This window comes from Devosia sp. FKR38 (assembly GCF_005222805.1).
Taxonomy (GTDB): domain Bacteria; phylum Pseudomonadota; class Alphaproteobacteria; order Rhizobiales; family Devosiaceae; genus Devosia.
In genome coordinates this window covers 744,257-768,468 of sequence record NZ_STGC01000005.1, presented here as the reverse complement: position 1 = coordinate 768,468, position 24,212 = coordinate 744,257, and the positions used below count along the sequence as shown (strand labels likewise).

Below are 24,212 nucleotides of genomic sequence, written 5' to 3'. Positions count from 1 at the left end.
AATGCGAATACAGCCGCATGAGAGCGGTCAGCAGATTTCAAGGCGGAAAATGACAATGGCGAACGGTGTGTTTGGTCGTGCGGCTGGGGCCCTGATCGTTGGAATGCTGTTGAGCATGGCCGTGGCCATGCCGGCCTTTGCCCAGACCGTGCGCGTGACGGTGAATGGCACCCCCATCACCGACGTACAGATTTCCCAGCGCGTGAAGCTGTTTGCTCTCGAAGGCAATCGCGGCGGCACCAAGGGCGCCACAGAGCAGCTGATCGACGAAGCTGTGCAGATGTCGGAAGCCAAGCGGCTGGGCATCACCGTGTCGAACGCTCAGGTGGATGACGCCTTCCTGCAGATCGCCCGCAATATCAAGCTGAGCGAAGACAAGCTGCGCCAGATGCTTCAGCAGGGCGGCATCAATATGGATACGCTCAAGGATCGGCTGCGCGCCGCCATCGCCTGGAATGCGGTGACCGAAATGGCCGTGATGCCGCAGGTGCAGATTTCGGACCTCGAGCTCGACCAGAAGGCCGCCGGCCAGCTCAAGGACTACCAGAGCTTTGACTATATCCTCAAAGAGATCATCTTTGTGGGCCAGGGCTCGAGTAAACGTACGGGCGACGCCAATCGCTACCGCTCGCGGTTTGCCGGCTGCGACAGCGCAGTGGACGTATCGATGAATTTCACCGATGCGGCTGTGATCGACGTCGGCCGCCGCAATGCCACCCAGCTGCCCGAAGCCATTGCCAAGGAACTGGCGGGCCTGAATGTCGGCGGCATCTCCAAGCCGCGCGTGGTGGAAAATGGCGTGTCGATGCTGGCGATCTGTGAAAAGACCCAGGCGGAAGACCTGACCTTCATCAAGGGCGACCTGCGCGCCGAGCAGGGCAATACGGCCCTGACCGACCAGGTGGCCAAGTATCTTGCCGACCTTCGCAAGTCCGCCAAGATCATCTACAACTAAGACAAGAGGGCCCGCCCGGCGCGGGCCTTAAATCCTGCGATCGTGGAGCTCTGGATGGACAGGCCGCTTGCCATCAGCATGGGCGAACCGGCAGGCGTCGGCCCCGATATCATCATGGCGCTCTATGCGCGGCGGGCCGAACTGGACCTGCCCCCCTTCTGCGTGTTCGGGCATGTCGACTTCCTGCGTGCCCGCGCGCAGCGCTTGGGCCTCGACATCGTCTTTGAGGCGGGCGGGCCGGACAGCACCGCAGACCTGTTCGCACGCGCCCTGCCTGTGCTGCAAGTCGATGGCACCGTAGCCGACCATCCCGGACAGGCCTCGCCGCTATCAGCCCATGCGGTGATCGATTCCATTGCTGCCGGCGTTTCGGCGACGCTGAGTGGCAACTGCCGCGGACTGGTGACCGGGCCGATCCACAAGGGCGCGCTCTACCACGCCGGGTTCAAGCACCCCGGGCACACTGAATTCCTGGCCGAGCTCTGCGCCGCCGGTGGCAAGCCGCCGCTGCCGGTGATGATGCTGGCGCATGGCGGGCTGCGCGCGGTGCCGGTGACCATCCATGTGCCGATCAAGGACGTGCCGGGGCTTTTGACCCGGGCGCTGATCGTGGACACGGTGCGCGTGGTGGCCCATGACCTGCGCCAGCGCTTCGGCATTGCCAATCCGCAGATCGCGGTGGCCGGGCTCAACCCGCATGCGGGCGAAGGCGGCGCCATCGGGCGGGAGGATCTCGAGATCGTCGGGCCCGCCGTGGCGCAGTTGCAGTTCGAGGGGCTGGGCGTAACCGGCCCCCTGCCCGCCGATACGCTGTTCTACCCTACGCACTGGGCCCAGTATGACGCCGTGGTGGCGATGTATCACGACCAGGCGCTGATCCCGATCAAGACCGTGGCCTTTGAGGATGCGGTCAATGTGACGCTGGGCCTGCCTATCGTGCGCACCTCGCCCGACCACGGCACCGCCTTTGACCTGGCCGGCACGGGCCGGGCCTCCCCCAAGAGTTTTCTCGCGGCCATACGCCTGGCCGACGCCATGACAGCGAGCACATGAGCCAAATCGACAATCTGCCGCCGCTGCGCGAAGTCATCGCCGAGCATGGCCTGCGGGCCAAGAAAGAGCTGGGCCAGAACTTCCTGCTCGACCTGAACCTGACGGCGCGTATTGCGCGCGTGGGCGGGTCGCTGGAGGGCGTTCGCGTGATCGAGGTGGGTCCGGGGCCCGGCGGGCTGACACGGGCCCTGCTGGCCGAGGGCGCGCGCGAAGTGATTGCCATCGAGCGCGATGCCCGTGCGCTGCCGGCGCTGGCCCAGATCGCCGACGCCTATCCGGGCCGGCTGACGGTGATCAGCGGCGACGCCATGGAAATGAACTATGCCGCGCTGGCCGAGGGCCCCACGCGCATCATCGCCAACCTGCCCTATAATATCGCCACGCCCCTGCTCACCGGCTGGCTGACGACGCAGCCCTGGCCGCCGTTTTTCGACAGCCTGACGCTGATGTTCCAACGTGAGGTGGCCGAGCGCATCTGTGCCCGGCCCAGCGAGGATCCCTATGGGCGGCTGGGCGTTCTGGCCGGCTGGCGCACCGAGGCGCGCATTGCGTTCAATGTCAGCCGCGAGGCCTTTGTGCCGGCGCCAAATGTCACCTCCTCGGTGGTGCATCTGGTGCCCAAGGCGGTGGACAGCACGGTGGCGGTGCGCGACCTCGAAACCATCACCAAGGTGGCGTTCGGGCAGCGGCGCAAGATGGTGCGGCAGAGCCTGAAGGCCAGCGGCGTGGCCGTGGACGGCCTGTTGGCGGCTGCCGGGATCAAGGGCGATGAACGGGCCGAGGACCTGCCGATCTCGGTGTTCCTGGACATGGCGCGGGCCCTGCCCGGCTTGCGCAAGGCGGCGCAGGGCGGCGCGGACTAGGCTCTCAAAGAGAGTCGATCTGGCTCTGCAAGTCCTTGACGAAGCTGCTCAAATTGAGCTGGCGATCGCGTTCGAGACGGGCCGAGACCAGGATGGAGCGTACCCGCGTCGTGGAGGCCTCAAGGTCTTCATTGACGATGACATAGTCATATTCGTTGAAGTGATCCATCTCGCGGCGGGCGTTCTGCAGGCGCTTCTCGATGGTGCCGACGCTGTCCTGGGCGCGACGCTCCAGACGGGCGCGCAGTTCCTTGATGGACGGCGGCAGGATGAACACGGTGACCATGTCCTTGCGGCTGTTCTTGTACAGCTGCAGCGTGCCCTGGTAGTCGATGTCGAACAGGATGTCGTTGCCGGCAGCGAGCTGTTCTTCGACGCGGGCGCGGGGCGTGCCGTAGAAATTGCCATGCACCTCAGCCGATTCGAGCAGTTCGCCATCCTGCTGCATGCGCCGGAAGGTCGGCACGTCGATGAAGTAATAGTGCTTGCCGTCGACCTCATCGGTGCGGCGGGCGCGCGTGGTGACCGAGACGGACAGCTTGATATTGGGATCGGCGCCGAACAGGGCACGGGAAATCGAGGACTTGCCCGCGCCCGAGGGCGAGGCAATCACCAGCATGACGCCACGACGCTGAAATTCCATCAGCCGATCCTATTCGATGTTCTGAACCTGTTCGCGTAATTGATCGATCGCCGCCTTGAGGTCAAGGCCGATCGCGGTCAGGTTCACCGCATTGGACTTGCTGCACAGGGTGTTGGCTTCGCGGTTGAATTCCTGGGCCAGGAAATCGAGCCGCCGCCCGACAGCGCCACCGCTGGCGATGAGCTGGCGGGCATTGGCGACATGGGCGGTGAGCCGGTCGAGCTCTTCGCGGATATCGGCCTTGGTGGCCAGCAGCAGAGCCTCCTGCGCCAGGCGCTCGGGGGCGATGGTGATGTCGTCGGCCAGTTCGGCAACCTGCTGGCGCAGGCGGGCCTGCACGGCCTCGCGGCTGCGCGAGGGATGGCGGGCGGCGCGCTCGATCAGCCCCTCGATCTCGGCGATGATCTGCAACAGCGTCGCAGCAAGCGTGCTGCCTTCCTGGCGGCGGGCCAGGACGAGATCGACCATGGCCTGGGCGGCGCCATCCATGATGGCGGTGGTCAGCGCCTGTTCGGCCTGGGGCGTCATGGGCGTCTCGCGCTGGTCGAGCACGCCCTTGAGGCCCAGAATGCCCTCGAGCGTCGGCGGTGGCGCGGCGATCCGGCCAGCCAGGCTGGTGATGGCGAGGAGGACCGTGTCGAGCGCCTGCTGATTGATGACCACATTGCCGCCGGCGCCGTCGCGCTCGACGGTGATGGTGCAGTTGATGGCGCCGCGCGAGACCATCTTGCCGATGAGCTGGCGGATCTCGCCCTCGATGGCGTCAAAGCCGGGGCTGAGCCGCGTACGGATGTCGAGGCCCCGGCTATTGACCGACTTGATCTCGCAGACAAAGGCGGCGCCGGGCACTGCACCGGCGATGCGGGCATAGCCGGTCATGCTGGCCAGGGTCTGGCTCACTGCGCAGCCGGGGCGTCACCGGCCTGGGTGGCCTGTTCGTCTTCGAGGGTCTTGCGCGCGGCTTCAGCTTCGCTGGCGACCTTGCGGTATTCGGCGACGTTCTTCTGATGCTCGGCATAGGTCTCGGCGAAGACATGGCCTTCGCTGGGCAGCGCGCCCTTGGCGACGAAGTAGAGATATTTGTGATCGTCCGGATTGGCGACCGCCTTGAGGGCCTCGATGCCGGGATTGGCAATGGGCGTCGGCGGCAGGCCGTCGATCTGGTAGGTGTTATAGGCCGTCTTGCCCTCGATTTCGGAGCGCTTGAGGCCGCGGCCCAGCGTGGTCTGGCCCTTGGTGATACCATAGATGATGGTCGGATCGGACTGCAGGCGCATGCCGGCGCGCAGACGATTGACGAAGACCGCGGCGACCTGCGGCCGCTCGGTGGCGACGCCGGTTTCCTTCTCGACGATGGAGGCGAGCACCAGCAGTTCCTCGGGCGAAGTGATGGGCAGGTCCGTCGCGCGAGCGTCCCAGATGGCGGCCAATTGGGTGGCCATGGCCAGCTGCATCTTGTCGAGCACCGACTGGCGGGTGTCGCCGGGGGTGAAATCATAGCTGCCGGGCAGGATCGAGCCTTCCGGCGGCAAGGCCGCGACGGGGCCGATCAGGTCGGGCGTATCGTCGAGGCGCTGCACCACATCCCAGGAGGTCCAGCCCTCGGGAATGGTCACCGCATAGCGGATGGGATTGCCCTGGCTGAGTTCGGTGAGGATATCGGCCATGCTGGCGCGGGCGGGAATGCGGAAATCGCCCTGCTTGATGCCGGTGGCCTGTTCGAGGGCGCGGCCGCCGAACTGGAACACGAAGCGGTTGCTGATCAGCCCCTGCTCTTCGAGGCGGGCCGAGACCGAGCTGATGCCGGCGCCTGATTCGACGCGGAAGGTGGTTTCCTGCTGCAGCGGGCCGGGGCCATAGAACTGGGAGGCGCCATAGAAGAACAGACCGCCGGCGGCGAGCAGGCCCAGCACCAACAGGCCCAGCAGGCCATTGAGAATGTCAACAAAACCGTTGCGCGAACGGCGGCGTTGGCGCCGTGGCTTGCGATCGTTCATCGTGCTGTTCAACCTCGAGGTCCAGCTGCCTGAGTAGCGCCGGATCGTGTCTGCAAATGGGCGCCTGTGTTGGACAGGTCGCCCGGCATTGTTGGCATGGCCCGGCGCAAAGACAAGAGGCACAGTGCGCGCGGGCGCACTGTGCCTCCTGACAAGCGTGGATAAGTCAGTTGACCTTGCGCATCACCAGGGTGGCATTGGTGCCGCCAAAGCCGAAGCTGTTGGAGAGCGCCACGTTGATCTCTTTCTTGAGCGCCGTCTTGGGCACCAGATTGATCACCGTTTCGACCGACGGATTGTTCAGATTGAGCGTGGGCGGCGCGATGTTGTCGCGCATCGCCAGCAGCGAGAAGATGGCTTCCACCGAACCGGCAGCGCCCAGCAGGTGGCCGACGGCGGACTTGGTGGAGCTCATGGCCACGCCCGATGCGGCATCGCCGAGCATGCGGGTGACCGCGCCCAGTTCGATCTCGTCGCCCAGCGGGGTGGAGGTGCCATGGGCGTTGATATAATCGATGTCGGACGGCGTGATGCCGGCGCGCTTGATGGCGGCCTGCATGCAGCGGAAGCCGCCGTCGCCGTCCTCGGAGGGGGCGGTGATATGATAGGCATCGCCCGACAGGCCATAGCCGATGATTTCGCCATAGATCTTGGCGCCGCGGGCCTTGGCCCGCTCATAGTCTTCGAGCACGACAATGCCGGCGCCTTCGCCCATGACGAAGCCGTCACGGTCGCGATCATAGGGACGGGAGGCGGCTTCGGGGTCATCGTTGAAAGCGGTCGACAGCGCACGGCAGGCGGCAAAGCCGGCGAGAGCCAGGCGATTGACACAGCTTTCGGCGCCACCGGCGACCATCACATCGGCATCGCCCAGGGCAATCAGCCGGGCCGCATCGCCAATGGCATGCGCACCGGTGGAGCAGGCGGTGACGACAGAATGATTGGGGCCCTTGAGGCCAAACCGAATGGAAACATGGCCAGAGGCCAGATTGATCAGGCGGCCCGGGATGAAGAAGGGGCTGATACGGCGCGGCCCTTTTTCATGCAGGGTGATGGACGCATCATAGATGCCCCCGACCCCGCCAATGCCCGAACCGATCAGGACGCCAGTGCGTTCCTGATCTTCCTGAGTCTTGGGCTCTACGCCCGCATCCTGGATAGCCTGGGTTGCCGCCGCCATCGCATAGACGATGAAGGGATCAACCTTGCGCTGTTCCTTGGTGTCCATCCACTCATCGGGATTGTACTTGCCGTCGGCATAGGCGCCGAGCGGCAAGCGATGAGCGATCTGGCAGGCGATATCGTCGACCTGGAAATCATCGATGCGTTTTGCACCACTTTTGCCGGCCAGAATATTGGCCCAAGTGGCTTCAACCCCGCAACCGAGGGGCGTGACGAGGCCCATCCCGGTGACGACTACGCGACGCAATTCCATGGTCAACTATCTCAGCCGGCTATTAGCCGACAGCCTTGGTGAGGAAGGAGACAGCATCGCCGAAAGTCTGGATCGACTCAGCAGCGTCATCGGGAATCTCGACCGAGAATTCTTCTTCGAAGGCCATCACCAGCTCGACCTGGTCGAGAGAGTCAGCGCCCAGATCGTCGATGAAGCTGGCCTTCTCAACAACCTTCTCGGCATCCACATTCAGGTGTTCCACAACGATCTTGCGGACCCGATCAGCGACATCGCTCATAGTTTGACTTCCCTTTTCGAAATCGAGGTTTCGTTTCGCTTCTTATTGGCGCGCTGCCAAATCTTCAAGCACCGTATTGGCCGGGTGATCGCCAATGTATGCGCGCTTTCGGGCGTCTGCAAGGCGATCCGCCATCGGTGCGAACGGCGCCGAGTAGCATACTTGGAACCGGGGCGCCATAAGCCACTGCCCCGGTTTTCAACGGCTTTTGATGGATTTAGATCATTGCCATGCCGCCGTTGACGTTCAGCGTATGCCCCGTGACATAGGCTGCAGCGTCGCTGGCAAGAAAAACCACGCAGGCGGCAACTTCCTGCGCCGTGCCCAGACGGCCGGCCGGAATGGTGGACAGGATCGACTCGCGCTGCTTGTCGTTGAGCTCGTCAGTCATGGCAGAGGCGATAAAGCCGGGCGCAATGGAATTGACCGTGATGTTGCGGCTGGCCACTTCATGGGCCAGGGCCTTGTTCATGCCGATCAGGCCGGCCTTGGAGGCGGCGTAATTGCCCTGCCCCGGATTGCCCATCACGCCCACCACCGAGGAGATGCCGATGATGCGGCCGAAGCGTTGCTTCATCATCGAGCGCAGCACGGCGCGGTTGAGGTGGAAGGCGGCGGTGAGGTTGACGGCGATGACGTCATCCCATTCCTCATCCTTCATGCGCATGAACAGATTATCCCGCGTCATGCCAGCATTGTTGACCAGGATATCGAGACCGCCCATGGCACTCTCGGCGGCGGGGACGAGCTTGTCGACCTCATCAAGCTTGGAGAGGTTGCAGGGGAGAATCGGGCAGTCCTTGCCGATTTCCTTGGCAGTATCTTCAAGCGCACCCACGCGGGTGCCGCTGAGCGCGACGGTGGCGCCGGCGGCGGCCAGGGCCTTGGCGATCTCGCGGCCGATGCCACCGCTTGCGCCGGTGACCAGTGCGCGTTTGCCTGTCAGATCAAACATTTAGTCGTCTCCCATGGAGAAAGTGATTCAAGCTCTTGAGGGCCTGATTCAAGCGGTTAAGCCAGGACCTCAGCAACAAAGGCCTCGATGTCGGCCGGGGTGCCGATGGCCGAGGCGGTGGCGTCGGCATTGATGCGCTTGGCGAGGCCGGTGAGCACCTTGCCGGCGCCCAGCTCGTGCAAATGGGTCACGCCGCCCGGGCCGGTGAGCCAGGCCACGCTCTCGGTCCAGCGCACGACGCCGGTGACCTGCTCGATCAGGCGCAGGCGAATCTCGGCGGGGTCGGAAATCGGGCTGGCCAGCACATTGGCCACCAACGGGGCGGCGGGCGCCTGCATGGCGACATCGGCGAGCGCGGCGGCCATGGCCTCGGCGGCCGGCTGCATCAGCGAGCAATGGAAGGGAGCGCTGACCGGCAGGGGCAGCGCGCGCTTGGCGCCACGCGCCTTGGCGATATCGAGTGCGCGCTCAACGGCGGCGGTGGCCCCGGAGATGACGACCTGGCCGGGTGCATTGTCATTGGCGACTTCGCAGACATCGCCCTCGGCGGCCTCGGCGGCAACGGCGCGGGCAGTGTCGAGATCAAGGCCGAGCAGCGCCGCCATGGCGCCATGGCCAACCGGCACGGCCTTCTGCATGGCCTGGCCGCGCGTCTTGAGCAGGCGGGCGGCATCGGCGACCGAGAAGGTGCCGGCGGCGCAGAGGGCGGAGTATTCGCCCAGCGAATGGCCAGCAACAAAGGCAGCATGATCGGCAATGCGGACGCCGCGGGCTTCGAGCACGCGGATGACCGCCAGGCTCACCGCCATCAGCGCGGGCTGGGCGTTTTCGGTGAGGCGCAGCAGATCGTCGGGGCCCTCGAACATGATGGTCGACAGCTTCTGGCCCAGGGCCTCGTCAACTTCGGCGAAGACGGCGCGGGCTTCGGGAAAGGCCTCTGCGAGATCCTTGCCCATGCCGACGGCCTGGCTCCCCTGCCCGGGAAACGTGAATGCGCGTTTGATCATGATGGCCCTCCAGAGCGTCAGTTAGACAGGCCATGCGGCCACTGTCCAGTTGCGGGGCATTTGTCGAATGGGTGTGGCAGAGTCAAGGCGTGCGGGGCTTTTGCGGCATCAGAGGGCTGCAAAACCGGCCTTTGGGGCGCATTGGGCTTGCCTCGGGCGGGGCTTTGGCCTATAGCGCCGCCAGCAATTCGTTTGGCCGGGGGCTGAACGGAGGGTTTGTCATTGGCAACTCTGACAGATAGGGCTCAGGCCCGGCCTCCCGTGTTCCCGCTCTTTGCAAGACTGCTTTGATGCCCTTTCCGGCTTCAAGGAGGCTCCGCGCCAAGAGATTGCAGTGTTTGAACCACGAAGGAAGGCGCATCAATGGCCCTTTACGAGCATATCTACCTGGCCCGCCAGGACGTTTCCCAGCAGCAGGTGGAAGAGCTGACCGCTGCCCTGACCGAAATTCTCGCTGCCGGCGGCGGCAAGGTCACCAAGAATGAATACTGGGGCCTCAAGGGCCTGTCGTATCGCATTCGCAAGAACCGCAAGGCCCACTACACGCTGATGAACATCGACGCTTCCCCCGCGGCTGTCGCCGAGATGGAACGCCAGATGCGCATCAACGAAGACATCCTGCGCTTCATGACTGTCAGCGTTGACGAACATGAAGAAGGCCCCTCGGCCATGATGCAGAAGCGCGACCGTGACGATGCCCGTCCGGAGCGTGGCAATGATCGTGGTGATCGTGGTGGCTTCGGCGGCGAACGCCGTCCGCGCCGTTTCTAAGACAAGGACCGAAAAGCTATGGCAATCAAAGACCTCACCACCGCCCAGGCCCGCCGTCCGTTCCAGCGTCGCCGCAAGACCTGCCCGTTCTCGGGCGAGGGCGCGCCCAAGATCGACTACAAGGACGTGCGCCTGCTGTCGCGTTACGTTTCCGAGCGCGGCAAGATCGTGCCCAGCCGCATCACCGCCGTGTCGGCGCTGAAGCAGCGTGAACTGGCCCGCGCCATCAAGCGTGCCCGCTTCATCGGCATCATGCCTTACGCTGTCCAGTAAGCTGGATGGTTCGCCTGGCGGGCTTTGTCCGCACAGGCATCAATCGACAGGCCTATTGCCCCCACGGGCAGTAGGCCGCGCCTTAAGGGGCGCACCGCTGGGGTTCTGGATGGTCCGGAACTCCTAACCGTCCAAGAGACGGGACAGCCAAAAGGAATTCTCCCATGAAAGTCATTCTGCTTGAGCGCATCGGCCGCACCGGTTCGATCGGCGACGAAGTTTCGGTCAAGGACGGGTTCGCCCGTAACTTCCTGCTGCCGCAGGGCAAGGCGCTGCGCGCCACCGAAGCCAACCGCAAGAAGTTCGAAGCCGAACGCGCCCATATCGAAAAGCGCAATGAAGACCGCCGCAACGCCGCTGCCGGCATTGCCGAAGGCCTGAACGGCCGCGAAGTGGTGATCATCCGCCAGGCCGGCGAAACCGGCCAGCTCTACGGCTCGGTCGCCTCGCGCGACATCGTCGAGGCCCTGGCTTCGGACGGCTTCACCGTGCAGCGCGCCCAGGTTGACCTGGCCGATCCGATCAAGTCGGTTGGCGTGCACACCGTGTCGCTGAACCTGCATGCCGAAGTGGCCGTGTCGATCACCGTCAACGTTGCCCGCTCGACCGACGAAGCTGCCCGCCAGTCGGCTGGCGAAGATGTCACCGTCACCGTCTATGAAGACGATGTGGAAGGCGATTTCGCTGCCGGCCAGAAGGACGCGCAGCAGGACGACCGTTTCGACGACGAAATCTAAGCCTTCGCCTCAGGCGAATGCGAGAAAGCCGGGCCCAGCGCCCGGCTTTTTTTATTGGCATGGAACGTCTGTCCGATGGCATATTGGGGGTCCGGCGACCAGAGTGTCCTCCCCTGGAGACGTTACCGATGAAGCCCCTGCTGCATATCGCCTGCCTTGCGACCCTGGTGCTGGCAATGCCGACAGCGGAGGCGGCCAAGATCAAGGTTGAGGGGCGCACCATGGTGGAGCGGCTGGACCGCTCGACCCCAGAGGCCGTGGCCAAAACGTTCCTGGATGCCTATGCCAGTTCGGACTATTTCGCGGCCTATTACGCGCTGTCGCTCGATGCGCGCTTGGGGTTCAGCAATGCGCTGAACAGCTTCAACCTGGGCGCGGTCATCCCGGGGGCCACCGCCACCGACATGCCGGGCTCGCGGGTATGGGGCAAGGACCTGCAACCCAACGTGCTGTCGCAGGAGATCCTGGGCGATCCGGCGCTGGGCTTTGACGATCTGATGCTGGCGGCCGAGCGCAATGGCATGCTGCCCTTTGTCATTGGTACGGCCGAGATCGGCGCGCCAACGGCGCTGGCGGATGGGGCGCTGGTCGTGCCGGTGCACAATAGCGGCGGGCAACCCGAAACGCTGGAGCTGCACCTGATCATCATGCCCGACGCCAGCTGGCGGATCGACCGCATCAGCTGGGACGGCTCGGATGCCCCGGCCCGGCCCTGGGGCCTGGCCAACTAGCCGCACCGCCTTCATTGCCAGACCAGACTCATGCCATTGTGCTGCCCCGTTGGCATGCAATGGCCTTGTGTCACATTCCCCGTTGTCCCCATTGTTCACACCGCGCGAAGAGGTCTCCTTAACCCTGACGTTGGTAGTCCAAGACTCACGCCTGAGTCGCGTGGTTAAGGAAGGTTAACGGTTCTAACCGAGGTACCCATGGCAGAGATCGCACGGCTCCACCCCGCAGAAGACAAGTCGTTTCGCCTGGCTCCGCACAATGTGGAAGCCGAGCAGGCGCTGCTGGGCGCCATTCTGCTGAACAATGACGCCTTCTATCGCGTCGCCGATTTCCTCGAGCCGGTGCATTTTTACGAGCCGATCCACCGCGACATCTATGAGCTGGCCGGCAAGATCATCCGGGCCGGCAAATCGGCCGATCCGACCACCATCAAGACCCATTTGCCCGAGCAATTGCTGCCCGACGTCACCATGGCACAGTATCTGGCGCGGCTGGCGGCGGAAGCGACCACGGTGCTGAACGCGGCCGATTATGGCCAGGCGATCTATGACCTCGCCATCCGCCGCAGCCTGATCCTGGTGGGCGAGGAAATGGTGCAGGTCGCCTATGAGTCCGACGTCGAAATGACGCCGAACAAGCAGATCGAGAAGGTGGAAGGCGAGCTGTTCCAGCTGGCCGAAAAGGGCCGCTATGACGGTGGCTTCCTCAACTTTTCCACAGCCCTGAGCGCCTCCATCCAGATGGCGGGCGAGGCCTATCAGCGCGACGGGGGCCTGTCGGGTGTGGCCACGCTGCTCGATGACCTCGACCGGCAGATGGGCGGGTTGCAGCGTTCGGACTTGATCGTGCTGGCCGGGCGCCCCGCCATGGGCAAGACCTCGCTGGCCACCAATATCGCCTTCAACGTCGCCAAATCCTACAAATACGAGGTGACGCCGGACGGGCATCACAAGACCACCAATGGCGGCATCGTCGGCTTTTTCAGCCTCGAAATGAGCTCCGAACAGCTCGCCACGCGTATTCTGGCCGAGCAGGCGGAGATCTCCTCGTCCGACATCCGCCGTGGCCGCATTCACGACAGCCAGTTCTCCAAGCTGGTGGACGTCAGCAATATGATGAGCAAGCTGCCGCTCTATATCGACGACACCGGCGGCATCAGTGTGGCGCAGCTCGCCGCGCGCGCCCGGCGCCTCAAGCGGCAGAAGGGCCTCGATTTCCTCGTCATCGACTATCTGCAACTGCTCAGCGGCTCAAGCAAGGCATCGAGCCAGAACCGCGTGCAGGAGCTGACCGAAATCACCACCACGCTCAAGGCGCTGGCCAAGGAGCTCGAAGTGCCCATCATCGCACTGTCACAGCTCTCCCGTCAGGTGGAAGCGCGCGACGACAAGCACCCGCAACTGGCGGATTTGCGCGAATCGGGCTCTATCGAGCAGGACGCAGACGTGGTGCTGTTCGTGTACCGCGAAGAATACTATCTTAAGAACAAAGAGCCAAAAGAAGGCACGCCGGAACACCTGACCTGGCAAGGCGAAATGGAAAAAGTGCACGGCAAGGCCGAAGTGATCATCGCCAAGCAGCGCCACGGGCCCACGGGCACCGTGCAGCTCAGCTTTGAGGCGCAGTTCACGCGCTTTGGCAATCTGGCGCGAGCCGACTATCTCCCCGAGCGTATGGAATAGGCATGGCCTTGACGTCTGGCCTTGGCGGGCAACTCAGCATTGATCTCGGGGCTCTGGCCCGCAACTGGCGCGCACTCGACAAGGTGAGCGCCGGCGCGCTGACCGGCGCGGTGGTGAAGGCGGATGCCTATGGCACCGGCATCACCATGGCCAGCAAGGCGCTGCATGCGGCCGGGGCGCGCTTCTTCTTCGTGGCGACGCCCGACGAGGGCATGGCGGTGCGCGCCGCCCTGCCCGACGCGCATATCTTCGTGCTCAACGGGCTCTATCCGGGCGCGGCCAATCTCTACATCCGGCAGAACCTGATGCCGGTGATCGCCTCGGTGGCGATGCTGGAGGAATGGCTGGCGAAGTGCCTGGAACGCAACGAGGCCTATCCCTCGGCTTTCCATTTCGACACCGGCATCAATCGCCTGGGCTTCCGCCTCAATGAGGCTGGCTATGTGCGCGAGCGCATCCAGGCGCTGGGCTATGCGCCGCAGATGCTGATGAGCCATCTGGCCTGTGCCGACCAGCCCAATCACGAGAAGAACCGCACCCAGCTGGCGCTGTTCGGCTCGGTGATGGCGCAGTTCCCCGGCATTCCGGCCTCGCTGGCCAATTCGGCGGGCCTGATGACGGGGCGCGACTATCATTTCCAGATGGTGCGCCCGGGCATTGCGCTTTACGGCGGCCGCGCGGTGACGGGGCGCAAGAACCCCATGGCGCCGGTGGTGACGCTGCATGTGCCGATCATCCAGGTCAAGGAAGCGCGCACCGGCGAGACCGTGGGCTACAACGCCAGCTATTCGCTGTCGCGCGACAGTCGCCTGGCCATCGTGGCGCATGGCTATGCCGACGGCTTTTTCCGCTCGCTCTCGGGCAGCAATGCCCGCCCCGGCGGCAAGGTGGCCATCCGCGGCAAGCTCTGCCCTGTGGTGGGCAAGGTGTCGATGGACCAGATCGTGGTCGATATCACCGAACTGGGCCCCAATATCCCCGAGCCCGGCGAAGGCGCCGAAGTGCTGGGCGCCCTGATCGGCGCCGACGACCAGGCCGACGCCGGCGGCACGATTGGCTACGAAGTGCTGACGTCACTCAAGGGGCGCTATAGCCGGAACTATGTCGGGGATGGCAACCTGCCGCAGGGGTGATGGCGGGGGCTGGGTAGATGGTGGCAGCGGACTGAGTTGCTTCTGAATGCAGTCGACGAAATAGACGTTTGCGCCCTAACACGAACATCCCTGACCAGAGAAACGCCGCCTCTATGCGAGGTTAGGATATTTCGGTGGAACGTCTTACCCGTCTGTTGTTGGTGCCGCTGTAAGTTGCGACACTTTTTGGGCGAGGGACCACGATGAGATCAATTACACCGCAACTAACGGTCGATTTGAAAACACACGTTGGGTCAGAAACCGTTGCAAAAGCGCCGCCCTTTCAGATTAGTTCATTCCGAAATTTGGTCGAGCACATTGCCCATCTTTCCTACCTGAACCCCGATCACTTGCTGTTCTACCGCGGACAGAACACCGACTTTCTGAACAAAGCCGCTTCAACAACTATCTATCCCGGCATCTATAGAAGCGAGAACAGCTCGAAAGATGAACTGCGACACCGTTTCGCTCTTCTGGAACAGGCTGGGAAAGAACTCGTCAAACGTTGGGCCGCCAGCAAGCTCGAGGGCCTGCGCGACATTCGGCAAAAAACCTATGTGCAGTGGAGCATATTGCAGCACTATGGTGTACTCGAAACACCACTACTCGACATTACACACTCCTTGCGCGTTGCATGCTCTTTCGCCCAGCATGACTCGGCTTCAGATCACTCCATCGTCTATGTACTGGGAATGCCGCAGGTTACCAACCGAATATCAGTCAACTCTGAAGATGATCTGGTGAATGTACGCCTACTCAGCATCTGCCCACCCTCGGCGTTGCGTCCGCATTTCCAGGAAGGATTTCTGGCAGGTACTACAGATGTCACATGGGACTTCGACAGCAAGACGGACTTAGACTTCCGGAACCGACTGATAGCTAAGTTCTCCATCCCTGCTGGAACTGGCTTCTGGGGTCGAGGGTTCAATAGTATCCCCAAGCAGTCGCTCTACCCGGCCAAGGACAAAGTTCGCGAACTGTGCATTGGTTTGCGAGAGAGCCTAAAGTCCGAGCTGCAACCTGGCGATCTAGGTGAATTCATGAAAGCGTGGACGGATTTGGAGGCCTACATATTCGAACAGGCGAGGGATATTTCGATCCGAAGCATCTCTGGGCGCAGTCTGCAGCTTCGAGAAGCCATAGAGATCCTGGTGGGCAAAGGGCACGTTAGCCCCGATATAGCCTCACAGTTGCAGGCCTTGCGGCACTACCGAAACCTAATAGTTCACTCCCCGTCTAGGGTTGATCCTCAATCAACGACTATGGCGATAAGTACGGCCCGTCAAATACTTGGGCAATTGCGTTCCGGCCGGGCGACCATGTGACCGATTGGGTTTCCGGCCCGACGCACTGAATATGCCGTTGTTACATGATGCGCGTAGGTCGAGAACCGTGACGTACACCCGCGGCGTAGTTGCCTTGCTTTTGCGCAAGAACCAAACTTTGCCGTCGGTCCGTATCGACATGCTCCGTCCCCCAAAACTTCTTGGTTCCCTTTTTGTTCTTGATCCTCATCTGATGCTCCAGTACACAGGGCTCTGACCCCAAATGCGAGTATCCGGATTGGCCAAATCCCGTTCGAGTTTTGTCTGCCAGGCCTGTGGTGCGGTCACGACGCGTTGGCAGGGGCGGTGTGATGCCTGTGGGGACTGGAACACCATTGTCGAGGAAATGACCGATTCTGGCGTCGGGGCCGGGCCGAAATCGGCCAAGGCCAATGGGCGGCCGGCCAATCTGGTGCCGCTGTCGGGCGAGACCGAGAGCGCAGCGCGCGTGGTGACCGGGATTGCCGAGCTGGACAGGGTGACCGGCGGCGGGTTCGTCAAGGGTTCGGCGCTGCTGGTGGGCGGCGACCCCGGCATCGGCAAATCGACGCTGCTGTTGCAATCGGCGGCGGCGCTGGCGAACCTGGGCAAGCGGGTGGTCTATGTCTCGGGCGAGGAGGCGGTGGCGCAGGTGCGGCTGCGGGCGCAGCGGCTGGGCCTGGGCGAAGCCGCGGTGCTGCTGGCGGCCGAGACCAATGTCGAGATCATTCTGGCGACGCTGGAGAACGGCCCTGCCCCCGATCTCGTCATCATCGATTCCATCCAGACGCTGTGGACCGACCGGGTGGACAGCGCGCCGGGCACAGTGACCCAGGTGCGCACCTCGGCGCAGGCGCTGACGCGCTTTGCCAAAAAGAGCGGCGCGGCCGTGGTGCTCGTCGGCCATGTGACCAAGGACGGGCAGATTGCCGGGCCACGCGTGGTCGAGCACATGGTGGACGCCGTGCTCTATTTCGAGGGCGACACCAGCCACACGTTCCGCATTTTGCGCGGCGTGAAGAATCGCTATGGCGCTACCGACGAGATCGGCGTGTTCGCCATGACCGAGCTGGGGCTCGAACAGGTGGGCAATCCGTCCGCGCTGTTCCTTGACCAGCGCGACGAGGGCGCGGCGGGCTCGGCGGTGTTTGCCGGCATCGAAGGGACGCGGCCGATTCTGATCGAAATCCAGGCGCTAGTCTCCCCCTCCCCGCTGGGCACGCCGCGCCGGGCCGTGGTGGGCTGGGACAGTTCGCGGCTCTCCATGGTGGTGGCGGTGCTCGAAACGCGCTGCGGGGTGCGCATCGGCGCCAATGACATCTATCTCAATGTGGCGGGCGGGCTCAAAATCAACGAGCCGGCGGCCGACCTCGCCGTGGCGGCGGCGCTGATCTCCTCGCTCACCAATTCGCCGCTGCCCTCGGATTCGGTCTATTTCGGGGAAATCTCGCTGGCCGGTGGCGTGCGCCCGGTGGTGCATGGCGCATTGCGATTGCGCGAGGCGCAAAAGCTGGGGTTCAAGTCGGTGTCGACCGGCCGGCTGGGCTCGGCGGACCGCAACAGCGGGCTGGATGTGTCGGAATATTCAACGCTGTCAGAGCTTGTGGCGCGGATTGCCGCGGCGGGGACACCGCCCGAGCCGGAGCGCGAGAGCTGGTAACCCCGACAGTGGCGCAGCGCACAGGCCAATGGTTTGTGGGCACATCACGCCCGGGTGTCCCGGCAGGTCTTGGCAGCGGCGCGCAAAGCCGATAAACGAACCGCAACAGGGCTCGGGCAGCGCCTGTGCGGCTAATGGAGCTTGGCGAACAATATGCTGACAGCGTTTGACGTTGGTGTTGGTGTGCTGGTGCTGATTTCGGCAATTCTGGCAACGGCACGTGGACTGACCCGCGAAGTGCTGTCTCTGGCCACCTGGGCCGGTTCTGCGGCCATCGCGATCTATATGTGGCAGTATCACCCCGAAATCGCGCGCGGCTATATTGCCGAGCAGCTGGTGGCCGATATCTCGACCGTGGTGGTGAGCTTCATCGTCGCGCTGATCGTGCTGCACCTGCTCACCATGCGCATTGCCGATTTCGTGGTCGACAGCCGCGTCGGCCCGATCGACCGCACGCTGGGCTTTGTGTTCGGCGTGCTGCGCGGCGTGCTGATCGCCATTGTCATCACCATTTTCGGCACCTGGCTGCTGCCGACCAATCTGCCCGCCTGGGCTGCGCAGTCGCAGACGCTGCCGCATCTGAAGGCCATGGGCAATACGCTGATCACCATGCTGCCGCCCGAACTCGAGACCCAGGTCAACGAGATCCTCAAGGGTGGCAAGGACATCACCGATGACACCTCGGGCGGCCCGGCCGCCGCGGTGGAAGAAGGCACTGACGCCACCGAAGACGGCAGCATCGACCCGGCGGCGGCGACCACGCCGGCTGCCGTTGCCCCCACGACCGTGACGACCCCGGCTGCCGTGCCGGCGACGACCGCCAACTAGGCGAGCGCAGACGCGGCGTTCGCGACAACCCTGCCCTCCGGGACAGGCGGTGGTCGCGGTCCCGAAATTGGGCTAGATGCAGGACCACCGGCCCTGCATCGGACGTTCCGCCCGGCAGGCGCAAGCGCTGCCGCAGGGGACGAGCATTGGTATGGAGAGCGTCTTGAACCATCCGAGCGACGACAGTTTTGATCTCGACGGCGACACACTGCATGAAGAGTGCGGTGTGTTTGGCATTCTGGGGCATAGTGATGCGGCCACGCTGACCGCCCTGGGGCTGCATGCGCTGCAGCATCGCGGGCAGGAAGCCGCCGGCATCGTCAGCTTCGATGGCCGCCAGTTCCATACCGAAAAGCGCATGGGCCTGGTGGGCGACCACTATACGGACCCGGCCCTATTGGCCAAGCTCCCCGGTTCGATCTCGATCGGCCACACCCGCTATTCGACGACAGGCGAAGTGGCGCTGCGCAATGTGCAGCCGCTGTTTGCCGAGCTGGAAGATGGTGGCATCGCCATTGCCCACAATGGCAATTTCACCAATGGGCTGACGCTGCGTCGCCAGATCATCGCCACCGGCGCCATCTGCCAGTCGACCTCGGACACCGAGGTAGTGCTGCACCTGGTGGCCCGCTCGCGCCACAGCTCGACCACCGACCGCTTCATCGACGCCATCCGCCAGATGGAAGGCGGCTATGCAATGTTGGCTATGACGCGCACCAAGCTGATCGCGGCGCGCGACCCCATCGGCATCCGCCCGCTGGTAATGGGTGAGCTGGATGGCAAGCCGATCTTCTGCTCGGAAACCTGTGCGCTCGACATCATCGGCGCCAAATATATCCGCGACGTGGAAAACGGCGAAGTCATCATCTGCGAGATCCAGCCCGATGGCTCGATCACCATCGAGGCGCGCAAGCCGGCCCGCAATCAGCCCGAGCGCCCGTGCCTGTTTGAATATGTCTATTTCGCGCGGCCGGATTCGGTGGTTTCGGGCCGCAGCGTCTATGTGGCGCGCAAGCGCATGGGCATCAACCTGGCCAAGGAAGCCCCGGTTGAGGCTGATGTGGTGGTGCCGGTGCCCGATGGCGGCACGCCGGCAGCCATCGGCTTTGCGCAGGCCAGCGGCATTCCGTTCGAGCTGGGCATTATCCGCAACCATTATGTCGGCCGCACTTTCATCGAGCCGACGCAGTCGATCCGCGCCTTTGGCGTCAAGCTCAAGCATTCGGCCAACCGCGCCGAGATCGCCGGCAAGCGCGTGGTGCTGATCGATGATTCCATCGTGCGCGGCACGACCTCGATCAAGATCGTGCAGATGATGCGCGAGGCCGGCGCCACCGAAGTGCATATCCGCGTGGCCAGCCCGATGATCTATTACTCGGACTACTACGGCATCGACACGCCGGACCCGGAAAAGCTGCTGGCCAACCAGCATGCCGACCTCGCCTCGATGTGCAAATATATCGGTGCCGATTCCCTGGCGTTCCTGTCGATCGATGGGCTCTATGACGCCGTGGGCGGCGAGAAGCGCAATGCGCAGGCGCCGCAGTTCACCGACCACTATTTCACCGGTGACTATCCGACGCAGTTGACGGACCTCAATGGCCGCAGCAAGAACGACCACAAGCAAATTTCCATGCTGAAAGAGGCCGGTTAATGGCTCAGAATAAGGACCTTGCCGGCAAGGTCATCCTCGTTACGGGCGCATCGCGCGGTCTTGGCTATGCGAGTGCCCGCGAGGCAGCGCGCCGTGGCGCCCATGTGGTGGCCGTGGCCCGCACCGTGGGCGGGCTGGAAGAGCTGGACGACGAAATCCAGGACCTGGGCTCGTCAGCGACGCTTGTGCCGCTGGACCTGCGCGATGGCGACGCCATCGACCGGCTGGGTGCGGCCATTTTCGAGCGCTGGGGCGCCTTGGATGGGCTGATCGCCAATGCCGGGCAGCTGGGCGTGCTCAGCCCGCTGGCGCATGTGAAGCCGGAAGATTTCGACAAGGTGATGGCGGTCAATGTGACGGCCAATTATCGCCTGCTGCGCTCGACCGACCTGCTGCTGCGCCAGGCGCAGGCGGGTCGCGCGGTGTTTGTGTCCTCGTCCTCGGCGCGCTCGGCGCGGCCGTTCTGGGGGCTCTATGCCGCCAGCAAGGCGGCGCTGGACGCCATGGTCAAGTCCTATGCGGGCGAGCTGGAGCAATCCAAGGTCAAGGCCAATGTGTTCTATCCCGGCGCGGTGCGCACGGCGATGCGGGCCAAGGCCATGCCCGGGGAGGACCCGGCAACGCTGCCGTCGCCCGCCGATGTGGCGCCAAAGCTGGTGGACATGCTGAGCCCGTCGCTCAAGGAGAGCGGTAAGCTGTTCGACTTCACCACCGGCGCGTTCGGCGAGATCTAGGCGCATAGCATGGTAATCTTGCGGGCATACCGGCCGGACGATCTGGATGCGCTTTATGACATCTGCCTGACCACGGCCGACGCCGGCAAGGATGCCAGCGCCGACTATTCGGACCCGCAGCTGGTGGGCCACATCTATGCCGCGCCCTATGGCGTGGTAGAGCCCGAACGGGTGATCCTGGCCGAGGATGAGATGGGCGTGGCCGGCTATATCGTGGGCACGTTCGATACGCCCGCCTTTGCGGCCAAGCTGGAACAGCAGTGGTGGCCGGCGCTGCGCGCGCGCTATGCCGCCCCCTCCCCCGACTGGACGGCAGCGGACCGGCAGCGGGTGGCCGGCATCAAGGCACCCGAAGTGCATCCAGCCGATCTGGTGGCGACCTATCCGGCGCATATTCACATGAACCTGCGGGCGCGGCTGCGCGGCCAGGGCGTTGGCACGCAATTGCTGCAGCGCTGGGTCGCCGAGGCGCGGGCGGCGGGCGTGCCAGGCATCCACCTGGGCGCCAGCACGGCCAATACCGGCGGCGTGGCCTTCTGGACGCGCAGCGGCTTTGGGCCGCTGATCGACACGGGCCGGTCAGTGTGGATGGGCATGACGCTCTAGCCCGCCAGCGGCGAGCACACGGCCCGCAAGCCGTGTGCCAGGGTTGCTGTCAGCCGGCGGTGTCGCCCAGCCGGGTCATCATGATCTTGTCGATGCGGCGGCCGTCGAGGTCGACCACTTCAAATTTCCAGCCATTGTGTTCAAAGGTCTCGCCCTCCGCCGGGAGGCGGTTGATGATGGAGAGCACATAGCCGGCGACCGTCTCGTATTTGGCGTCGCGCGGAATGGTGACCTTGAGCTTGTCGCCGAACTCATCGACCGGCATCCAGCCGGCGACCAGCCACGAGCCGTCTTCGCGGCGTACCAGGGCCGGATCGTCGCCAGTCTCTTCCTGGAAGACGCCGGTGATGACCTCAAGAATATCGGCCGAGGTAACGATGCCTTCGAAATGGCCGTATTCGTCGACCACCAGGGCCATGTGCACGGTGGAATTGCGGATAGCACGCACCACATCGAGCGCCTCGGCATGATCCATGACCACGGGCACCGGCTGGACAAATTTACGCAGCTCGAGCGGCAGGCCATTGGCGAAGACGCCGATGATGTCCTTGATGGCAACGACGCCAATGATGGAATCAGCATCGCCGTCCTGCACCAACAGGCGCGAGCGGCTGGTGCTGAGAATAGTGCGGCGGATTTCGTCGCTGTCGTCGGAGAGATCGAGCACGTCGACGTCCAGCCGCGGCGTCATCAGGCCACGGGCCGAGCGGTCGGCCAGGCGCATGACGCCCGAGATCATGGAATGCTCATCGGATTCGATCACGCCGGCCGAGGTGGCCTCGGCGATGATGGTCTTGACCTCTTCCTCGGTGACTGTCTCTTCGGACTGGCCGGCCTGCCCCAAGAGGGCCAGCACGGCCTTGCCGGAGACATCGAGGATCCAGACGATGGGCGAGCCGATGGTGGCGACCAGCTTCATGGCCGGCGCGACGCGGGCGGCGACGCCTTCGGCATCGCGCAGGGCAATCTGCTTGGGCACCAGTTCGCCCAGGATCAGCGAGATATAGGTGATGCCCACCACGACAACGCCGACGCCCAGCACATCGGCGACATTGCTGGCGACGCCGACGTCGCGCAGCCAGTCGGAGAGGCGCAGGCCCAGGGTGGCGCCGGAGAAGGCGCCCGAGAGAATGCCGACCAGGGTGATGCCGATCTGCACGGAGGAGAGGAACTTGCCGGGGTCTTCAGCCAGGGTGATGGCCATGGCGGCGCCACGGTTGCCCTGATCGGCCATGGTGCGCAGACGGGCCGGACGGGCGGAGACGACTGCCAGCTCCGACATTGCCAACAGGCCGTTGACGATGGTCAGAACGACGACGATCAAAAGTTCAATAAACAAAGCGGTTTCAATACATGCGGCCCCGCACTCAGCATCGGGTCGCTTCAGCGCGTGCAATATAGGGGCAAACCCATGGCGCGCGCCATGGGTCCACCAAATTAGTCGCAGCCAGGGCGATCAGCCCAGGCGGCGCTTGCTCGGATCGTCATAGGGATTGCTGCTGCCGCCGCGCACCCAGAGCCGGATGGGCGTGCCCTTGATGTTGAAGGCTTCGCGCAGGCCATTGACCAGATAGCGCTGGTAGGATGTGGGCAACACATCGGGGCGCGAGGCAAACAGGATGAAGCTGGGCGGCCGCGTCTTGGCCTGCGTCATATAGCGCAGCTTGAGACGGCGACCCGAGACGGCCGGTGGCGGATGTCCATCGACCATGCCGGAGAGCCAGCGATTGAGCCGGGCGGTGGAGACATGGGAGTTCCACGAGCGCTCGATGGCAAAGATGGCATCCATGAGCTTGTCGATATTCTTGCCGGTCAGGCCAGACAGGGTCACCAGCGGCACGCCGCGCAGCTGCGGCAGCAGGCGCTCGCAGGCCTCGCGCAGATGGGCCAAAGCGGCATTCTTGTCCTCAATGAGGTCCCATTTGTTGACGGCGATCACCAGGGCGCGGCCCTCGCGCTCGACCAGATCGGCCAGTGCCAGATCCTGCTTTTCAAAGGGCACGGTGGCGTCGAGCATCAGCACGACGACTTCGGCATATTGGATGGAGCGCAGGCTATCGCCCACGGCCAGCTTCTCGAGCTTTTCGGTGACGCGCGAGCGGCGGCGGATGCCGGCGGTGTCGACCAGGTTGATGACGCGGCCTTCCCATTCCCAGGGGACCAGGATGGAATCGCGGGTGATGCCGGCCTCAGGGCCGACCAGCACGCGCTCTTCGCCCACCATGCGGTTGATCAGCGTGGACTTGCCAGCATTGGGCCGGCCGACGATGGCGACGTTGAGGTAGCGATTGGGGTTCCAGCGCAGGGTGGCTTCGTCGCCCTCGCCTTCGAGCATGTCCTCGGTGATGTCGACATCGACCGCGGGCAGTTCATCGATATCGGGCACGTCCTCCTGCTCGGCTTCCTTGGCGGCAGCAGCGCGGTCGATGGCTTCCGAGACGATGGAATAGAGATCGGCCAGGCCCAGGCCATGCTCAGCCGACAGGGCAATAGCTTCGCCGAAGCCGAGCTTGAAGGCTTCCACGAGGCCCGCTTCGGCGGCGCCGCTCTCGGCCTTGTTGCCGACCAGATGCACGGTCTTGCCGGCCTTGCGCAGCACCTGGGCAAAGCGCTGATCGAGCGGGACCACGCCGGCACGGGCGTCGATCATGAACAGGATGACATCGGCTTCGCGGATGGCCAGCTCGGTCTGCTGGCGCATGCGGTCTTCGAGGCTGCCATCGGTGACATCCTCATAGCCGGCGGTATCGAGCAGGCGGAAGGTCAGATCGGCGATACGGCCCTCGGCCTCGCGCCGGTCGCGCGTGACACCGGGGGTGTCATCGACCAGCGCGATCTTGCGGCCGACCAGCCGGTTGAACAGCGTGGACTTGCCGACATTGGGGCGACCGACAATAGCGACGGTGACGGTCATGCGTGTGTGTTCCGATC

General features: G+C 63.9%; 24 protein-coding genes. 15 read left to right on the top strand and 9 right to left on the bottom strand.

Annotation, left to right across the window (positions count from 1 at the left end):
* Positions 1–55 precede the first annotated feature (55 nt).
* The 3 genes from E8M79_RS08745 to rsmA are packed head-to-tail and all read left to right on the top strand — an operon-like array spanning position 56 to position 2,871.
* A complete protein-coding gene (locus E8M79_RS08745; protein WP_171015791.1) occupies positions 56–955 on the top strand; it encodes a SurA N-terminal domain-containing protein in 900 nt (299 codons plus the stop codon).
* A gap of 54 nt (positions 956–1,009) precedes the next feature.
* Positions 1,010–2,008, top strand: coding sequence for a 4-hydroxythreonine-4-phosphate dehydrogenase PdxA (gene pdxA, locus E8M79_RS08740; RefSeq protein ID WP_137151537.1), 999 nt, complete (start codon positions 1,010–1,012; stop codon positions 2,006–2,008).
* On the top strand, positions 2,005–2,871 hold the full coding sequence (gene rsmA / locus E8M79_RS08735) for a 16S rRNA (adenine(1518)-N(6)/adenine(1519)-N(6))-dimethyltransferase RsmA (protein ID WP_137151536.1): 867 nt from the start codon (positions 2,005–2,007) through the stop codon (positions 2,869–2,871). Before pdxA ends, rsmA begins: the two co-directional genes overlap by 4 nt.
* 4 nt (positions 2,872–2,875) lie before the next feature.
* Here the strand turns inward: rsmA and gmk are convergent, their stop codons facing one another.
* The 7 genes from gmk to fabD all read right to left on the bottom strand — a co-directional run bounded on the left by gmk (position 2,876) and on the right by fabD (position 9,164).
* Positions 2,876–3,514, bottom strand: a complete 639-nt coding sequence (gene gmk / locus E8M79_RS08730) for a guanylate kinase (protein WP_248304951.1) — start codon at positions 3,512–3,514, stop codon at positions 2,876–2,878.
* A 9-nt stretch (positions 3,515–3,523) separates the two neighbouring features.
* Positions 3,524–4,414: a YicC/YloC family endoribonuclease gene (locus E8M79_RS08725; protein ID WP_248304950.1), complete on the bottom strand. Its 891-nt coding sequence runs from the start codon at positions 4,412–4,414 to the stop codon at positions 3,524–3,526.
* Positions 4,411–5,511, bottom strand: coding sequence for an endolytic transglycosylase MltG (gene mltG, locus E8M79_RS08720; RefSeq protein WP_137151535.1), 1,101 nt, complete (start codon positions 5,509–5,511; stop codon positions 4,411–4,413). The genes E8M79_RS08725 and mltG overlap by 4 nt, the downstream gene beginning before the upstream one ends.
* A gap of 166 nt (positions 5,512–5,677) precedes the next feature.
* On the bottom strand, positions 5,678–6,940 hold the full coding sequence (gene fabF / locus E8M79_RS08715; protein WP_137153313.1) for a beta-ketoacyl-ACP synthase II: 1,263 nt from the start codon (positions 6,938–6,940) through the stop codon (positions 5,678–5,680).
* Positions 6,941–6,968: 28 nt separating this feature from the next.
* Entirely contained in the window at positions 6,969–7,205 is a 237-nt protein-coding gene (locus E8M79_RS08710) for an acyl carrier protein (RefSeq protein WP_035100440.1), read from the bottom strand.
* A gap of 217 nt (positions 7,206–7,422) precedes the next feature.
* Positions 7,423–8,160 carry a 3-oxoacyl-[acyl-carrier-protein] reductase gene (gene fabG / locus E8M79_RS08705; RefSeq protein WP_137151534.1) on the bottom strand — a complete coding sequence of 246 codons (738 nt, stop codon included), beginning with the start codon at positions 8,158–8,160 and terminating at the stop codon, positions 7,423–7,425.
* A gap of 56 nt (positions 8,161–8,216) precedes the next feature.
* On the bottom strand, positions 8,217–9,164 hold the full coding sequence (gene fabD / locus E8M79_RS08700) for an ACP S-malonyltransferase (RefSeq protein WP_137153312.1): 948 nt from the start codon (positions 9,162–9,164) through the stop codon (positions 8,217–8,219).
* Between the two features lie 366 nt (positions 9,165–9,530).
* Here fabD and rpsF point away from each other — a divergent pair, with 366 nt between their 5' ends.
* From rpsF to E8M79_RS08640, 12 genes are all read left to right on the top strand, one after another.
* The gene (gene rpsF, locus E8M79_RS08695) at positions 9,531–9,938 is read left to right on the top strand and encodes a 30S ribosomal protein S6 (protein ID WP_137151533.1); all 408 of its coding nucleotides are present in this window, start codon (positions 9,531–9,533) and stop codon (positions 9,936–9,938) included.
* Positions 9,939–9,956: 18 nt separating this feature from the next.
* Positions 9,957–10,211 (top strand): 30S ribosomal protein S18, encoded by a 255-nt coding sequence (gene rpsR / locus E8M79_RS08690; RefSeq protein WP_035100429.1) that lies wholly within the window; start codon positions 9,957–9,959, stop codon positions 10,209–10,211.
* A gap of 164 nt (positions 10,212–10,375) precedes the next feature.
* Positions 10,376–10,948 carry a 50S ribosomal protein L9 gene (rplI, locus tag E8M79_RS08685; protein ID WP_137151532.1) on the top strand — a complete coding sequence of 191 codons (573 nt, stop codon included), beginning with the start codon at positions 10,376–10,378 and terminating at the stop codon, positions 10,946–10,948.
* A gap of 128 nt (positions 10,949–11,076) precedes the next feature.
* Positions 11,077–11,679 (top strand): hypothetical protein, encoded by a 603-nt coding sequence (locus E8M79_RS08680; protein WP_137151531.1) that lies wholly within the window; start codon positions 11,077–11,079, stop codon positions 11,677–11,679.
* A gap of 198 nt (positions 11,680–11,877) precedes the next feature.
* Positions 11,878–13,362: a replicative DNA helicase gene (locus tag E8M79_RS08675; RefSeq protein WP_137151530.1), complete on the top strand. Its 1,485-nt coding sequence runs from the start codon at positions 11,878–11,880 to the stop codon at positions 13,360–13,362.
* A gap of 2 nt (positions 13,363–13,364) precedes the next feature.
* A complete protein-coding gene (gene alr / locus E8M79_RS08670) occupies positions 13,365–14,495 on the top strand; it encodes an alanine racemase (protein ID WP_137151529.1) in 1,131 nt (376 codons plus the stop codon).
* A gap of 203 nt (positions 14,496–14,698) precedes the next feature.
* Complete coding sequence (locus E8M79_RS08665; RefSeq protein ID WP_137151528.1) at positions 14,699–15,820, top strand: FRG domain-containing protein; 1,122 nt, start codon at positions 14,699–14,701, stop codon at positions 15,818–15,820.
* Between the two features lie 238 nt (positions 15,821–16,058).
* Positions 16,059–17,459: a DNA repair protein RadA gene (gene radA, locus E8M79_RS08660; RefSeq protein WP_137151527.1), complete on the top strand. Its 1,401-nt coding sequence runs from the start codon at positions 16,059–16,061 to the stop codon at positions 17,457–17,459.
* A gap of 153 nt (positions 17,460–17,612) precedes the next feature.
* Entirely contained in the window at positions 17,613–18,287 is a 675-nt protein-coding gene (locus tag E8M79_RS08655; RefSeq protein ID WP_137151526.1) for a CvpA family protein, read from the top strand.
* Between the two features lie 163 nt (positions 18,288–18,450).
* Positions 18,451–19,941, top strand: coding sequence for an amidophosphoribosyltransferase (gene purF / locus E8M79_RS08650; RefSeq protein ID WP_248304949.1), 1,491 nt, complete (start codon positions 18,451–18,453; stop codon positions 19,939–19,941).
* Complete coding sequence (locus E8M79_RS08645; protein WP_137151524.1) at positions 19,941–20,675, top strand: SDR family NAD(P)-dependent oxidoreductase; 735 nt, start codon at positions 19,941–19,943, stop codon at positions 20,673–20,675. Before purF ends, E8M79_RS08645 begins: the two co-directional genes overlap by 1 nt.
* A 9-nt stretch (positions 20,676–20,684) precedes the next feature.
* Entirely contained in the window at positions 20,685–21,281 is a 597-nt protein-coding gene (locus E8M79_RS08640) for a GNAT family N-acetyltransferase (protein WP_137151523.1), read from the top strand.
* Between the two features lie 49 nt (positions 21,282–21,330).
* Here the strand turns inward: E8M79_RS08640 and E8M79_RS08635 are convergent, their stop codons facing one another.
* Together E8M79_RS08635 and der are read right to left on the bottom strand one after the other, a co-directional pair.
* Entirely contained in the window at positions 21,331–22,605 is a 1,275-nt protein-coding gene (locus E8M79_RS08635; RefSeq protein ID WP_171015932.1) for a hemolysin family protein, read from the bottom strand.
* A 132-nt stretch (positions 22,606–22,737) separates the two neighbouring features.
* Entirely contained in the window at positions 22,738–24,195 is a 1,458-nt protein-coding gene (der, locus tag E8M79_RS08630; RefSeq protein WP_137151521.1) for a ribosome biogenesis GTPase Der, read from the bottom strand.
* Between the last annotated feature and the right edge of the window lie 17 nt (positions 24,196–24,212).